Below are 14,124 nucleotides of genomic sequence, written 5' to 3'. Positions count from 1 at the left end.
TACCGCGCCGTTGCGTGACGCGTACCGCGTGCTTCAGGCCGCCCGCGTCGAGCTGTCCTCGCCGCCGCCGGCCTGGGGCGCATCTCCCCCCGGGGCCGACTCGCGCCGCCGCCGGTCATGCATGAGCTGCATCACCGCGGCCAGCACCGTGAAGGACACCACCAGCGTGGTGATGAGGCCGATGCAGGCCACCATGCCCATGGAGCGCAGGCCGTTGTGCTTGGCGGCCAGCAGCGCCGCGAAGCCCGCCACCGCCGTCAGCGTGGAGGACGCCACCGCCGCGCCCACGCTGCGCAGGGCGACGAGCGGCGAGGTGCCTTCCAGGAAGCGATGCAGGAGGTACAGGCCGTGACTCACCCCGAAGCCCAGGAGGATGGGCAGGATGATGATGTTCATGAAGTTCAGCCGCAGGCCCGTCAGCGACATGATGCCGAGCATCATCGCCACGCCCACGCCCAGCGGAATCACCGACGCCAGCGCCAGCTTCGCGTTGCGGAAGTCCAGGAAGTGCATGGCCAGAATCCACAGCGCCGTGAGCACCACCGTCACCTTGCCGTCCCAGAGGACGATGCGCGCCAGCTTCGCGTAGAGCTGGGTGGCGCCCGCGGCGCGGAACTCCTTCTGCGCGGTGGGGCCCGGCGGGTCGAAGTCGTCCTTGTCGAAGCGGCCCGGGTTGTACGTGACGGGGATGCCGCGCGTCTCGTCCGCGAACTGCATCATCTTCTGGCCGTCGAACAGGTCCACGCTCGAGTAGATGAACGTGAGGTAGCCCTTGTTCTGCGCGGTGGGCAGGTTCTTGAACTGGGCCTTGTAGTTGTCCGGCACGCCGTGCACGTCGAAGGGCTTCGCATCCAGCACCTTCATGAAGAAGGTGGCCTTGTCCTGCATGTCCGGCGGGAGCGCGGAGATGGAGAAGCCGCGCGCCTCCAGGTTGGCCATGTCCTGCTTCCACTCCTGGAGCACTTTCTCGTTCGCCTTCGCCGTCGCCTCGGGCGGCACGAAGGTGAAGATGCTCACCACCTGGTCGATGGACGGGTACTTGTGCGCGTTCTGCGTCAGCTCCCGGTACACACCCTCCGCCTCGTCCAGGTCCTTCGTATAGACGGCCATCGGGTCGCTGGAGATGTTGAAGCGGACGTTGATTTCGTCCTGCAGCAGCACCGACGACATGCCGTCCGGGATGAGCGCGCGGGTGTTGTAGTTGAAGCCCACGCCGTGCTTCACGCGGTCGAAGAAGCTCAGTGCGCCCTCGGGCGGCTCGCCCGTGCCCGCCCAGGGGACGGCGGCGGCGCAGATGAGCGCGACGATGGCGGTGCTCACGCCCAGCACCAGGCCGGGACGGGGGATGCGCAGCTCCTGGCCGCTGGAGGAGTTGACCGGCGGCGGCTTCATCTCGCCGATGAGCTTCTTGGGCCACTCCGGGTTGATGCGACCGACCAGCGCCAGCAGCGACGCGCTCCACACGAAGAGCGTCAGACCCAGGATGAGCGTGCCGCAGCCGGCCAGGAAGCCGAACTGGGAGAAGCCGCGGAACTCGCTCACCATCAGCACGAAGAAGGAGCCACCCGTCACGATGGCGGCCACCGCAGCGGGGCGGCCCGCGTTGACGAAGGCGTCGATGATGGCCACGTCGTACGGCTTGCCCGCGCCCAGCTCCAGCCTCGTGCGGAAGGTGAAGTGGATGCCGTAGTCGATGCCGAACCCCATCAGGATGCCGCCCAGGATGGACGTAATCATGTTGAGTTCGCCAATCGTCGCGTAGGTGAAGCCCAGCGTATAAATCGTCCCAATCACCGTGCCGCTGACGACGATGAAGGTCGGCGCCAGCTTGCGGAAGAAGAGGATGGTGATGGCGAAGATGGTCACCAGCGCGATGACGGTGACGGGCTGCAGCGACTCCTCAATGGCGAAGGAGTCGTCCACCGTCGTCTTGTACGAGCCGGTGTAGCCGTAGGCGATGAGGTTCGAGTCGCCCATCAGCTTGTAGTCTTCGACCAGCTTCACCTTGCCCGCCTGCGTGGAGTACGCGGCCAGGTCCTTGTTGAGCTTGTCGAGGTAGTCCTTCGTCTTGCCAATCTCCGTGGTGTCCCACATCGGCTTGACGAGGATGAGCACCATCTTCTTGTCGCTGGAGATGTTGTAGTCGTCGCGGATGCTCTTCTTTCCGACGGACGAGTACTTGTCGACCAGGTCCTGCATGTTCAGCTCCACCGGCTTGGTGGCGCCCATGTCGATGTAGAAGGGGTTGCTGCGTCGCAGCTTGTCCTCGAGGAAGGCCATGATGCGGCGCTTGCCCTCGACCAGGTCCTCCGTCTTCACGAAGAGGACCATGTTCTGCTGGATGAACTCGACGGGCAGCTTGTAGGAGACGGTGCGGACGTTCTCCTTGTCGGCCTCGAGCATGCCGGCGATGTCGTCGGCGGTCCGCTTCATCGCGGCCTCGTCCGTCGAGCGCAGGGCGAGCATCAAGAAGCCGCTGCCCCCCACCATGTCGATGACCTGCTTGACGTCCTTCACCTCCGGCAAATCCTGGGAGATGAGGTCGAGCTGGTTGGAGTTGATGCGCAGCTTCAGCGTGGCCCACGTGGACACGGCGAGCAGGGTCAGCAGTACGGCCAGGATGGTGCCTGGACGACGGACCAGCAGCTCGGCGAAGGCGTAGGCGAAGCGAGAATGCGAGTTCGGGTTTCGAGGAGCGCCGCTCATTCGCGGGCGACCCTACCGACAAACGCGCTGCCCCGGAAGCACGGCCCACCTGCCCGGCTGGCTTCCTGGCCACGGGGAAGCCCGCCAGGCGGCTTCGGGAATATTTGACAGGGTGCCGACGAGCCCTCAGCGCCCCTCTTCCACGGGGAGGGCGGCGGGCAGCGGCTCGGGCGGGGCGCGGGGGGGCAGGAAGAACGAGCGGGGGTCGGCGAGGAAGCGGACCCCCACCGCCCGCAGGAAGGGCAGGGCCTCTCCCAGGGGGACGTCACGGGCCCGGACGGCCACGCCCAGGGCCAGCGAGAACGACACGGTGAAGTTCATGACCCCGATGAGCCCCACGCCCACCAGGGCCATGAGGAAGTCGGGTTGGAGCACCGCCTGGGGGCCGAGCGCGCCCCCGGCCATGGCCAGCGAGCCGAGCGCGAAGGTGACGTGACGGACGTCCAGGGGCAGCCCGAAGAAGCGCCCGAGCACGCTCATCAGCGCCAGCAGGAAGCCCAGCGTCACGTTGACGCCCAGGCCCGACGCCGCGTGGACCAGCCCGTCCGCGAGCCGCTGCGCGCCGCCCACCCCCAGGACGCGGCGCAGCATGCGGTGGTGGGCCAGGGCCTCCGGCAGCCGCCGGTACACCACGAAGTTCTCCATCCACCCGCCCGCCACGCTGGACAGCCAGAGCAGCACGCCGGTGAGGGCCGCGTATGGGAGCGCGCCGCTGCGCCAGGGGTGCATGGAGGCCACCGTGGCCTGGGCCTTGGCGGGGGAGAGGAAGGGCGTGCCCCGCGCGGCCTGCCACGCCAGGGCCAGGGCCACCGCGGCGGGCAGCACGCAGCCCAGGTTGCCGGTGAAGGCGGCGAGCTGCGAGCGGGTGATGCGGGGGATGATGTCCACCAGGCTCGACAGCCGGTCTCCCCGGGCGCCCTCGCCCACCGCGCCCGCCAGCGTGGCCGCCGTGACGGAGGGCTGCTTGGTGGCCAGCGTGAAGCCCAGGGCCTGGATGAGCAGGAAGGCCACCGCGTAGTTGAGGCCCACGGCCAGAAACGAGAAGAACGGCGCGAGCGCCAGCGCGGTGAGGGCGAACTTGAGGGCCACGGCGATGGCCGTCACCAGCCCGCCGCCCGCCGCCGAGTGCACCATGGCGTGGAATTCCGAGCGGGTGCTGGTGATGTAGTGCTCGCCGGAGTGACCCGCGCGCTCGATGATTTTACGCGCCAGCATCCGCACGTTGCGCCGCACCAGCTCGCCCACGGAGCGGTCCGCGTGCGCGCGCCGCAAGAGGTCCGACAGGAGCCCCAGCGCCTCGCGCCAGCGCGGCTCACCCCGGGGCGCGCCCAGCACGCGGGCGATGGCCTCCATGCGCTCCAGGCTCCGGCGGATGCGCTCCAGCCGGTACACCAGGTCCACGCTGACGCCCGAGGCCTCCAGGTGCCGTGACACGCTGCCCACCACGAGGCGGCAGTCGTCCACGCACGTGGCCAGGTCCCTCATCGTGTCCGCCGCCGCGTCGCGCGCCAGCACCGCGTCGCACACCATCCGCAGCCGCAGGAAGGGCGAGGCGCGGAAGGCCGTCTCCGGGGCGCGCTCCCTCACGTCCTCCATGGTCCCCAGCGCCGCCGTCTGCACCGCCAGCAACATCAGGGCGTCCAGCAGGTCCGCGCGCACGCGGGCGGCGGGCATCGGGTCCGGCGGCCGGGGCTCGCCCACCAGTGACGCGAGCTTCGCCAGCAGTGCGGGCGACAGCAGCGCCAGCCACACCGCGTCCTCCGGTACGGGGAACAGCCGCAGCAGGAGCTCCGACAGCTTGCCGGGCTCCGGCGGGGAGGGGAGCAGCGTGCGGGCCAGCCGGTCGGACGCCTCCGACAAGAAGCCCTGGCCTGCGGGCAGGCCCACCTGCGCGAAGAGCTTCAGGCCCCGGCTGCCATCGCAGACTGCGGAGACCAGGTGCGTCACCGCGGCCCGCATGGCCGGCTCGCCCTCCATGATGCGCACCATCAGCGTCAGGCGGGTGTCGGTGGGGGGCGCTTCCGGCTCGGTGGCGTCCACCAGCCCGTGGGCGGGGATGCGCTCGCGCAGCCACGCCATCCAGCGCTCCACCCAGTCCAGCCGCGACTCCAGGCCGTCCTCGGGCACGTCGCGCAGGAGCCGGTACAAGTCCCTCACCGCGGGGTGCCCGGGCGCGCGCGGCGCGTACTGCACGCAGAACGCGTCCACCTCCCGCTCGGAAGGAGCGTGGGAGGTGCGGCTCACGGAGAGCTGAGCGGAGGAGGAGGTGGTGGTCATCGACCCGACGAGAGGGGAGGGCGAGACTACGCCATGCGTCGCCCCCTCGGAACCCCTCCGACGGCCGAGGGCCTGGTGGCCCGGCCGTCGGGAGTGGGCGCGGCGACTACTTCTTCGCCAGCTCCTGCCGCATGCGCCCCAGCAGCAGGTCCCATCCGCCCTGGGCCAGCAGCGGCTGCACCTGCGTGTCGCGGATGTCCTGGAGCATGGAGGAGCCGAGCACCGTCACGTCCACGACCTTCCACGCGGCCGCGTCCTTCACCAGCCGGTACTTGAGCTTCATCTCCTGCGTCTTCAGCGGGTGCTTGATGAAGACGACCGAGTCCACCGTGGCCTCGTTGCCCGTCACCTCGGCGGGGGAGTAGACGATGTCCTCCAGCGACTTGAAGTTCTCCCGCACGCGCGGGAAGGCGATCTTCGCGAACAGGCCGTGGAAGAGGGTGACGAACTCCTTGCGCTGCTCGTCGGTGCCCTTGGCCCACGCGTCGCCAAGCAGGTACTTCCCCTGCTCCTCACCCCCGAAGAGCTTGAGGGCCGCCGCGTCGCGCTCGTAGCGCACGGACGACACCACCGTCTTCACCGGCTTGACGACAGGGTCGTCCTTCTTCGGGGCCGCGGCGAGCGCGGGCATGGACAGGGTGAAGGCGACCAGGAGGGAGAGGGTACGGAAGCGGGCGTTCATGTCGGGCGAGTCCTCCACAGGGAATGCTCGGCGTTCTGTTAGCCCAGGAGAACGCTGGGCGCTTCGCGAAATTCAACCCCAGACGCCTGGCGGGCGGGCACCATGCCCGGTCGCCCTGCATGTCGGACACCCGAATGAAGCGGCCCGGATGTCTGTTTGACTCCCTTGGGACCACACTTTAGTGTCCGCCCGCGCGCGCGGTATGCGCCCCCCTTGCACTGAGACGACATGCCTACCGACTACCTGTTCACGTCCGAATCCGTCACCGAGGGCCACCCGGACAAGATCGCCGACCAGATCTCCGACGGTGTCCTCGACGCCATCATCGCCAAGGACCCGCAGGCGCGGGTCGCCGTGGAGACGCTCGTCAAGACGGGCCTCGCCATCGTCGCCGGTGAGGTGACGACGAACACCTACGTGGACATCCCCAAGATTGTCCGCAGCACCATCTGCCGGATTGGCTACACCGACAGCTCCATGGGCTACGACGGCAACACCTGCGGCGTCATGGTGGCCATCGAAGGGCAGAGCCAGGACATCGCCCGCGGCGTGGACAACAAGAAGGAGCAGGGCGCCGGTGACCAGGGCATGATGTTCGGCTTCGCGTGCGACGAGACGCCGGAGCTGATGCCCGCCCCGCTGCACTACGCCCACGCGCTGACCCGCAAGCTGGCGGACGTGCGCCGCAAGCAGCACGACTGGCTTCGTCCCGACGGCAAGAGCCAGGTGACGGTGGAGTACCGCGAGGGCCGCCCGGTGCGCATCGACGCGGTGGTGGTGTCCACCCAGCACTCGGACGACGTCTCCAACAAGAAGATCCAGGAGGCCATCCGCGAGGACGTCATCGCGAAGGCGCTCCCCAAGAAGCTCATCGACAACAAGACCAAGTTCTACATCAACCCCACGGGCCGCTTCGTGGTGGGTGGCCCCATGGGCGACTCGGGCCTCACCGGCCGGAAGATCATCGTCGACACCTACGGCGGCATGGGCCGTCACGGTGGCGGCGCCTTCAGTGGCAAGGACCCGTCCAAGGTGGACCGCTCCGCCGCGTACATGGGGCGCCACATCGCGAAGACCGTCGTGGCCGCGGGCCTGGCGACTCGCTGCGAGGTGCAGGTCTCCTACGCCATCGGCGTGGCCGAGCCCGTCAGCGTCATGGTGGAGACCTTCGGCACCGCCACGGTTCCCGAGGAGCGCATCGCCAAGGCCATCCGCAACACGTTCGGCCTGAAGCCGCGCGAAATCACGGAGCACCTGGACCTGCTGCGGCCCATCTACCAGAAGACCGCCGCGTACGGGCACTTCGGCCGCACGGAGAAGGAGTTCACCTGGGAGCGCACGGACAAGAAGGACGCGCTCCGGGATGCGGCGAACAGCACCTCCACGGGTCGTCGCCTGAAGGTGGTTTGAAACCCGCGCCTTCGCCCCGCTGATGGGGGCTGACGCGGGACCGAGATGGGCCGCTTCCCACCATGGGGGCGGCCCATCGTCGTTTCAGAGCAGCCCGTGCGCCTTGAGCGCGTCGATTGCCGACGCGAGTGCCGGTGAGCGCGACGGGGCCTTGCCCGCGGGAGAGCGCACGGCGCTGACGAAGACGTGGCGTCCCTTGGGCGAGGCCACGTGGCCCACCAGCCAGGTGACGTCACCGGACTTGTTCGGGTACCAGCCCGTCTTGGCGCTCAGCACCGCGCCGTCCTTCCAGGGGCCGCCCAGGTTGATGCCGTCGCGGACGCTGGCCACGGTGTCTGGCCCGTGCGTCATCGTGCCCTTCACCTGCTCCAGCACCTTCGGGCTGATGGGGAGCTGGCCCCGGAACATGCGCGCGAGGAAGTCGAGCTGCTCGTCGGGAGAGATGCGCAGCGGGCCTCCCAGCCAGAAGAGGGTGATGTCGCCGGAGGCGTCCCTCGTGCCGTAGTCGAAGCGGCCGAGCCAGTCCTCCATGCGCTCGCGGCCCAACTGCTTCGCCGTGCCCTGGAAGAACCACACCGCGGAGCGGCGCATGGCCGTGTCCAGCGTCTGGTCCTGGTTCCACATCGCGATGGAGTGCTTGGTGCCATCCCACTTGTGCACCTCGTCCACGCTCGCCACGACGCCGGTCTCCAGGGCGATGAGCGCATGGGGCACCTTGAAGGTGGAGGCCGGCGGCAGCCGCGTGGCGCACTTCACCGCGTCGTTGCGAGTGACCTTGCCTGTCTCCAGGTCCATCAACAGGAAACAGCCTGGGTGGGCCGCTGGAGCCTTCGGCGCGGCGGCGAGCGCGCTCGTGGTGGCGAGGGTGATGAGGGCGAGCAGTGTCGAGGGGCTGCGGGACATGGGGCTCCGATTCCGCGCGACGTGGGCCGAGCTTCGCGCGTTGGGGCCGGGGCGAGAGCAAGGCTCGGGCCAGGGTTCGTTGCGAGGCGCGTGAGTTGGAACCCGTAGGTCGCGTGGTCCTCCGGACACGAAGCCGTGGCGCCTCGTCCACGGGCTCGTGGCTCGAAGCCCGCGTCGTGTGCCCACCTGGGGTGCGCTCCTTCGTGCGCGTCTTGTTCGGCCCGTTCCTCCTCGCACCCGGGCCGGGGCCACGGGCTTGGGCACGCGGCGCAGGTGACGTCAGCCCTGAAGCGAAGCCGCGCTCGTCAACATCGACCGCGCTCGCGTCGCGGCGGCATCGCGATGACGAAAGAAGCGGCGTAGCGTCCCGGCGGGAAGATTCTGGCGACCCGCCGTTGGGTGGGCATGGGCTGCCAGGGCACATACGCGGGGAGTACGGCGGTGGATGACGGGTCCTGGTCCTGGATTCCGCGGCCGAGGTGGGCCGCGCTCGTGGTGGTGGTGGGTGTCGCGGGAGCCGCCGCTGTCGTGGCCGGCGTGCGCTCGCGGCAACGTTCCGAGCCTGTGTCGCCGGAGCTGTTCCTGACGGGCGCTCCAGTGCGCACGCTGGAGGCGCGGGTGAGTTATCCCGGCGCGGATGTACACCGTCCCTACGGACCGCTGCGCTCGGGGGATGCCGGCGGGCCGACTCCCGCGCCGCTGCGTGAGCTGGCGCGGCTGGAGGCCGAGGGCGACATGCAGGGGCTCGCGGCGGCCTATCTGGTGCGCCGCGACACGGAGCTGGCGGCGCCCTATCTGGCGAAGGCGGGGACGTCTCCGGACGTGGCCAGTGACAGGGCCATCATGGTGTTGGACCAGGGAGACTCCGCCACGGCGCTGGCGCTGTTGGAGGGCGTGCTGACGGCGCGGCCGACGCATGCGCAGGCGCTGTGGAATCGGGCGCTCGTGCTGCGAGACCTGGAGCTGTGGGCACTCGCCGCGCTGTCTTTCGACGCCGTGGCCGCGCTGGGGGAGCCGGGCTGGGCGGCGGAGGCGAGGACCCGCGCGGACGCGGCGCGCGCTCGGCTGATGAGCACGGAGGACTGGCGCAAGCCGTCGGCGCTAGGACAGGCGCTGGTGACTCAGGGCGAGCCCGTGTCCGCCGAGGTCCTCCAGGCGCATCCCGGCATCTTCCGCATGTTCCTGTACGAGGCCATCCGCGCGGCGCCCTCGCTGGAGCGGCTGCGCGCCCTGGAGTCGGCGGCCACGGTCCTGGATGCACGCGACGGTGGCACGGTGCTGCGAGATGCCCTCCGCTGGGCGAGCGGACGGGACTTCCTCGTCCGCGCGCCCCTGGCCCGTCGCTACCTGGAGCTGTACCGCACGCACGAGGTCGCCGGGGGGCTCGCCGCGTTCCTGGACGAGCTGCGGCGCGCTGGCGAGCTGGACCTGTACCTGGGGGCTTTGGTGCGCGAGGGGAAGGTGGCGGAGCGCCTGGACGAACTCACCCCGCTCGTCGCGCGATTGGGGGACCCGTGGTTCACGCTCCTGCTGGAGCACGAGCGCGCCAGGGTGGCCATCTCCCGAGGAGAGCTGCTCCAGGCGGAGCAACACCTTCTGGCCGCTGCCGCGCTCTGCCAGGAACATCCATTGGGTTACCGCTGCATCCCGATTGAGTCGGACCTGGGCGACCTCTATCGCCAGCTCCACCGGCTGGCGGAGTCCCATCGTCACCTGCAGGCCGCGCGCGCCCTGTACCGCACGGACCCGAGGTGGGGCGAGGCGCAACTGCTGCTCCATCTCGGACAGCTCGCCCGCTACCAGGGTGATGGCGCGCAGGCACGGGCCTATCTGGAGGAGGCGCTCGCGCAGCGTCCCGAGGACTGCACCATCCGCCACTTCGTCCGCTCGAACGACGCGCTGGCCTTGCTGGGGAATCTGTCCGTGGCGCCGGCCCGGGAGCGCATGCGTGAGGCGCTCTCCTGCAAGACGCCCCTGCTGCTCTCGGGCGCGAAGACGCTCGCGGACCTGGCGCGGTTGCGGCCGGACCCGGAACAGGATGCTCGGCTCGTGGCGGGGATGTCGGAGCGGCGCCAGCAGGGGACGCTCACCCCGGGCGAGGCGGCGCTGCTCACGCACATCGAAGGGCGCTTCCTCGTGGAGCAGGACAGGGTGCGGGGCGAGGCGTTGCTGCGGCGGTCCATCGCCGAGGCGCAGCGCCTTCCCTCCACCAGCGTCGATGCGCGCAAGGCCCGCGCCTACAGCTACACGTCCCTGCTCTTCGCGGCGGCCCGGGCCGGAGAGTCCGAACAGGCGTTCCGACTCTTCGGCGAGGAGCTGGGCGGCCCGCTTCCCGAGCGGTGTGTCCTGGCCGTCACCGTGGATGTCGAGCGGACCCTCGTGCTGGCGCGAGGACCGGAGGGGCAGCTCGTGGAGCATCACGATGCCAGCCGCCGCGCGCCCCTGGATGAGGAGCTTCAGGGACTCGTGCCCGAGTCGGTGACGACGATGCTGCGAGCCTGCCCGGCGGTGGACGTGGTGGCGCGTCCTCCGCTTCATGGCCGAGCGGGGCTGCTGCCCGAGGATGTGGCGTGGGCCTACCATGTTGTCAGGCCAGGGCCGGCCGAACCGGCACCGAGCACGGGACGTCGGTTGGTGGTGGCGGAGGTGCAGGCGCCCGCGTCGCTGGGGCTGCCAGCGCTCGGCGGGTGGACGGGGCTGCCCGGGGATGACGCCACGATGTTGCTGGGACGGCAGGCCACGCCTTCACGCGTGTTGGAGGCGATGGCGGACGCCACGCAAATCGAGGTCCATGCCCACGGGCTGATGAACCCGGATGTGTCCGAGGCGTCGTTGCTGGTGCTGTCGCCCGAGTCGAACGGTCGCTATGCGCTCACCGCGGGCGAAGTGCGTGCGACGAAGCTGCGAGGCCAGCCCCTGGTCATCCTGGCGGCGTGCCGGGCCGCGCATGGCGTCACCTGGACATATGAGCGCTTCAGCCTGCCCGTCGCCTTCCTGGATGCGGGGGCGCGCACCGTGCTCGCGGCGACCGTGGACGTGCCCGATGCCGAAGCGGGACCCTTCTTCAATGAGGTGCGTGAGCGGATTCAGCGTGGAGCGCGCGCGGCCAATGCCCTGCGAGATGTGCGGATGACGTGGATGCGGCGAGACCCTCGCAGTTGGGTGCGCTCCGTCCTGGTTTTTGAATGAAGGCGGGATGGGCCCGCCTGGTTCGAGTGGAGGGGGAAGACAATGAAGAACATGAACAAGTGGATGATGTGCCTGGTGCTGGTGGGGGCGGTGACGGGGTGCCGCACGATGGGCTCGCGACCGACGCCGAGTCCGTGCCCCGAGCCCGGCCCGATGCCGAAGACTCCCAAGGTCCAGCCGCTGCCGCCCAACGCGCAGCTGCCCGAGGGCGCCACCCAGATGGTCGTCGGGCTGTGCCCCCGCACGGGCAAGTTCCTCGCGCTGGGCGTCAACCCCGGCGGGAAGACCTTCGCGTACGCGGTGTCGGGTGACCGTGCCTCCAGCGACGCGTTCTTCGCGAACGTCCGCCGCAAGGGCATCCCCACGACGACGTTCACCGCGCCGGTGAGGGTCCGGAGCGGGGGCTCCGTGGGGACGGACGCCGTCGACGCGGGCTCCAACCCTCAGCAGGGCAATCAGGGAGGAGGCGAGGAGCAGAGCGCGCCACCTCCGTATGACCCCTGCACCAACCAGTCCGACGAGATTGGCGACAAGCCGCCGCCGGACCCGACGGATGAGGGGGGAGCGGTGCCGGATGGCTTCGCGGCCCTGGCCTGGAGGACCGCCAATGCCGTCGATGACACCAGCGACCCCTCGCCCGCGGCCACTGCTCCGCCGGCTGGAACGACGGTGCCCCGCTAAGCGCGGATGAAGGGACGAGGCCCGGAGCTGTCACGCCGGGCCTCGTCGTGCTCCTCGCGAGTGCGTCAGGTCTCCAGCGTGCCTCCGAGCGCCTTCACGCGTTGCTCGATGTCCACCTTCACGTCCGAGCGCAGCTGATGGGCCAGGGTGAGCTTCGAGCGCTTGAGCCGCGCGATCTGCTCGAGTCCGGCGACGAGGTCGTCGCGCACGAGCTCCTCGTAGGGCTCGTTCATCTTCGTGGTGAAGACGTGGACCGCGTGCTGGCCATCCGGCTCGCGCACGAAGCGGAAGCCGCAGCTCCAGTCCTTGGTGTCGTTGTGCACCAGTCGGAAGGTGAGGTCAGGGACCTTCAGCGTCGGCACGAGCGAAAGAAACTCCAGCGCCGACGACGGGATTTCGGCGCTCACGTAGATGCGAACCTGGAGTCGCTCCATCCGAGACACGAGCGGTGTCGCCAGGAAATCGGAGACCCACCCGAGGAAGAGGAAGAGGTCCAGGTGGCGCAGCGAGGGGAACGCGCTGGTGTCCTTGCCCACCTCCGTCCAGGCGTCCACCGCGCCACGCACCAGCAGGGACTCGAGCCGGGGCATCTTCGCCAGCGCTCGGAGCCCCACGTCGGTGTTCGCGAGCGAGCGCAGCGACTTCATCACCGGGTCCGTGGTGATGTCGTAGTCGCCGCGACCTTCCAGGTGCTCCACCGTGGCCCACAGGGGATGGCCGATGGTCTTCTCGATGGCGCTCTGGGTGGCGCGCGCGTTGCCCTGCTTCAGCGCGGCGTGGGACAGGAAGCCCCGCGTGAAGACGCAGTCGGGCTTGAGCGCCTCGTCGAGCGGGCCGAGCAGCTCCTTCCGGGCGCTCTTGAGAATCGCCTGCTCCCGCTTGCGCTCGGCGGCGGTGAGTGGGCGCCGGGCGGCCTCGAGCTGGAGCGCGATGAGCTCGCCGCGAGGGTGGCCCTGCTCCAGCAGCACGTCGGCCAGCACGGCGCGGGCCTCGTCGTCCTCGGGCTTCGCGAGCACCTGGGCCAGCAGGGCCTCCGCGTCCGCGGCGTTCCGGGGCCTCGGTGGCGCGGCCTCCTGGAGGGCCGCGTCGAACCCGGCGAGGACCTTCACGTCGTCGGCGTGAAGCTCGGCGTCCTTCGCGGCCTCGAGCCCGGCGCGAATCCGGTCGACGTGGCCGGCGAGGAACTCCTCGAAGTCATCCTGTTTGTCGTAGCGCGCGCGTGCCTTCAGCATCGAACTCGCAGCCTGGGCATCCCGGACGCGGCGCGCCAGGGGAGCCAGCCGTGTCCAGTATGGACGGGCCCCGGTGCTGGTGAAGGGCGGGTCCACGAACTGGCTCGCGACCCAGCGGTCGATGCGCGGGTCCTCGGGCCAGTCCGCGAGCGTCTCCAGCCGGGGCCTCCCTTTCACCGAGCCCTTGTCGAGCAACGCGGCGAGCAGCGTCGTGAGGTTCTTCGCGTCGGGCGTCTTCGCGAGCGCATCCCAGTCCTTGGGCGGAGGGATGTCGCCGGAGAGCTTCTGTCCCACGGTGACGATGCGGTCGGCCAGCGCGGTGTGGGGCGCGGCACGCCACGCGACGAGCAGGTCGTCGAGGACGCGGCTCCAGTCGTGCTGGCTCGCGGCTTTCAGCAGGGAAGACAGCTTCGAGGGGGCGGTGGGCATCGAGGGTCCTTCGAGGCGCGGAGCTGGCCTACCTGGGAAACGTCGCGAGCGTGAGGGACTCGGGCGGGACGGTCAGCTCGCGGATCATGAGCGTGTCACCGGAGAGGTAGCGCCAGCCAGTGCCGTCGTGGCGGAAGTCGGAGCGCTCCACGAAGGAGCGGTCCTTGCCCTTCTCGAACACCTTCGCGAAGAAGAGCACCTGCGCGGTGCCCTGGGTGTCGGGGGCCTGTCGGTCCATCACCACCAGCTTGGGGAACTGGTGGGCCTGCGCGAAGGCGCGCAGCTCGCGCACCACGACGTCCTCGGGCCGCGCGCGGTCCGGGTGGCTGGGGTGAAGTGTCTTCCACAGGTACGTCGGCTCGCGCTGGGCGAAGGCGCTGTAGCGGCTGCGCATCAGTCGCTCGGCGTCTGGCGGTTCCGCTTCGCCCCGGTGGAAGGGGGCACAGCACTCGCGGTAGCGCAGTCCGGAGCAGCAGGGGCACGGAGGGGCAGGGGGCATGTCGCGGACCCGAGCCTACCTGGACCGAGGGGGAAGGGGGACGCCGCGTGCTCGCCCCGCCACACACGCGGAGGTTCGCCCTTGCTGGCGGCGGTGTCCGGGCATACATCCGGGGA

At 69.9% G+C, this 14,124-nt stretch carries 9 protein-coding genes; 3 read left to right on the top strand and 6 right to left on the bottom strand.

Annotated features, from left to right (window positions below; translation table 11 throughout):
- Positions 1-33: 33 nt before the first annotated feature.
- From HUA78_RS07330 to HUA78_RS07320, 3 genes are all read right to left on the bottom strand, one after another.
- Positions 34-2,706, bottom strand: coding sequence for an RND family transporter (locus tag HUA78_RS07330; protein WP_174475953.1), 2,673 nt, complete (start codon positions 2,704-2,706; stop codon positions 34-36).
- A gap of 126 nt (positions 2,707-2,832) precedes the next feature.
- Positions 2,833-4,983, bottom strand: a complete 2,151-nt coding sequence (locus HUA78_RS07325; RefSeq protein ID WP_174454269.1) for a site-specific recombinase — start codon at positions 4,981-4,983, stop codon at positions 2,833-2,835.
- 106 nt (positions 4,984-5,089) lie between these two features.
- Positions 5,090-5,665 (bottom strand): ABC transporter substrate-binding protein, encoded by a 576-nt coding sequence (locus HUA78_RS07320; RefSeq protein ID WP_174454270.1) that lies wholly within the window; start codon positions 5,663-5,665, stop codon positions 5,090-5,092.
- Positions 5,666-5,893: 228 nt separating this feature from the next.
- On the opposite strand from HUA78_RS07320, the gene metK reads away from it, so the two are divergent.
- Entirely contained in the window at positions 5,894-7,075 is a 1,182-nt protein-coding gene (gene metK / locus HUA78_RS07315) for a methionine adenosyltransferase (protein ID WP_141640487.1), read from the top strand.
- 84 nt (positions 7,076-7,159) lie between these two features.
- Here the strand turns inward: metK and HUA78_RS07310 are convergent, their stop codons facing one another.
- On the bottom strand, positions 7,160-7,978 hold the full coding sequence (locus HUA78_RS07310; RefSeq protein WP_174475952.1) for a class D beta-lactamase: 819 nt from the start codon (positions 7,976-7,978) through the stop codon (positions 7,160-7,162).
- A gap of 441 nt (positions 7,979-8,419) precedes the next feature.
- Between HUA78_RS07310 and HUA78_RS07305 the strand changes: the two genes are divergently transcribed.
- Positions 8,420-11,167 carry a CHAT domain-containing protein gene (locus HUA78_RS07305; RefSeq protein WP_174475951.1) on the top strand — a complete coding sequence of 916 codons (2,748 nt, stop codon included), beginning with the start codon at positions 8,420-8,422 and terminating at the stop codon, positions 11,165-11,167.
- Between the two features lie 42 nt (positions 11,168-11,209).
- Positions 11,210-11,848 (top strand): hypothetical protein, encoded by a 639-nt coding sequence (locus HUA78_RS07300; RefSeq protein WP_141640490.1) that lies wholly within the window; start codon positions 11,210-11,212, stop codon positions 11,846-11,848.
- Positions 11,849-11,913: 65 nt separating this feature from the next.
- Here the strand turns inward: HUA78_RS07300 and HUA78_RS07295 are convergent, their stop codons facing one another.
- Together HUA78_RS07295 and HUA78_RS07290 are read right to left on the bottom strand one after the other, a co-directional pair.
- On the bottom strand, positions 11,914-13,509 hold the full coding sequence (locus HUA78_RS07295) for a TIGR02996 domain-containing protein (RefSeq protein ID WP_174475950.1): 1,596 nt from the start codon (positions 13,507-13,509) through the stop codon (positions 11,914-11,916).
- Positions 13,510-13,537: 28 nt separating this feature from the next.
- Positions 13,538-14,008 carry a YchJ family protein gene (locus tag HUA78_RS07290; protein WP_174475949.1) on the bottom strand — a complete coding sequence of 157 codons (471 nt, stop codon included), beginning with the start codon at positions 14,006-14,008 and terminating at the stop codon, positions 13,538-13,540.
- Between the last annotated feature and the right edge of the window lie 116 nt (positions 14,009-14,124).

It is taken from the genome of Myxococcus sp. CA033, assembly GCF_013336625.1.
Classification (GTDB): domain Bacteria; phylum Myxococcota; class Myxococcia; order Myxococcales; family Myxococcaceae; genus Myxococcus; species Myxococcus llanfairpwllgwyngyllgogerychwyrndrobwllllantysiliogogogochensis.
This window is presented reverse-complemented; position numbering and strand designations above follow the sequence as displayed.

Coding starts and splice junctions, on each gene's coding strand:
- HUA78_RS07330 (WP_174475953.1), bottom strand. CDS start 2,706: ATGAGCGGCGCTCCTCGAAACCCGAACTCGCATTCTCGCTTCGCCTAC.
- HUA78_RS07325 (WP_174454269.1), bottom strand. CDS start 4,983: ATGACCACCACCTCCTCCTCCGCTCAGCTCTCCGTGAGCCGCACCTCC.
- HUA78_RS07320 (WP_174454270.1), bottom strand. CDS start 5,665: ATGAACGCCCGCTTCCGTACCCTCTCCCTCCTGGTCGCCTTCACCCTG.
- metK (WP_141640487.1), top strand. CDS start 5,894: ATGCCTACCGACTACCTGTTCACGTCCGAATCCGTCACCGAGGGCCAC.
- HUA78_RS07310 (WP_174475952.1), bottom strand. CDS start 7,978: ATGTCCCGCAGCCCCTCGACACTGCTCGCCCTCATCACCCTCGCCACC.
- HUA78_RS07300 (WP_141640490.1), top strand. CDS start 11,210: ATGAAGAACATGAACAAGTGGATGATGTGCCTGGTGCTGGTGGGGGCG.
- HUA78_RS07295 (WP_174475950.1), bottom strand. CDS start 13,509: ATGCCCACCGCCCCCTCGAAGCTGTCTTCCCTGCTGAAAGCCGCGAGC.
- HUA78_RS07290 (WP_174475949.1), bottom strand. CDS start 14,008: ATGCCCCCTGCCCCTCCGTGCCCCTGCTGCTCCGGACTGCGCTACCGC.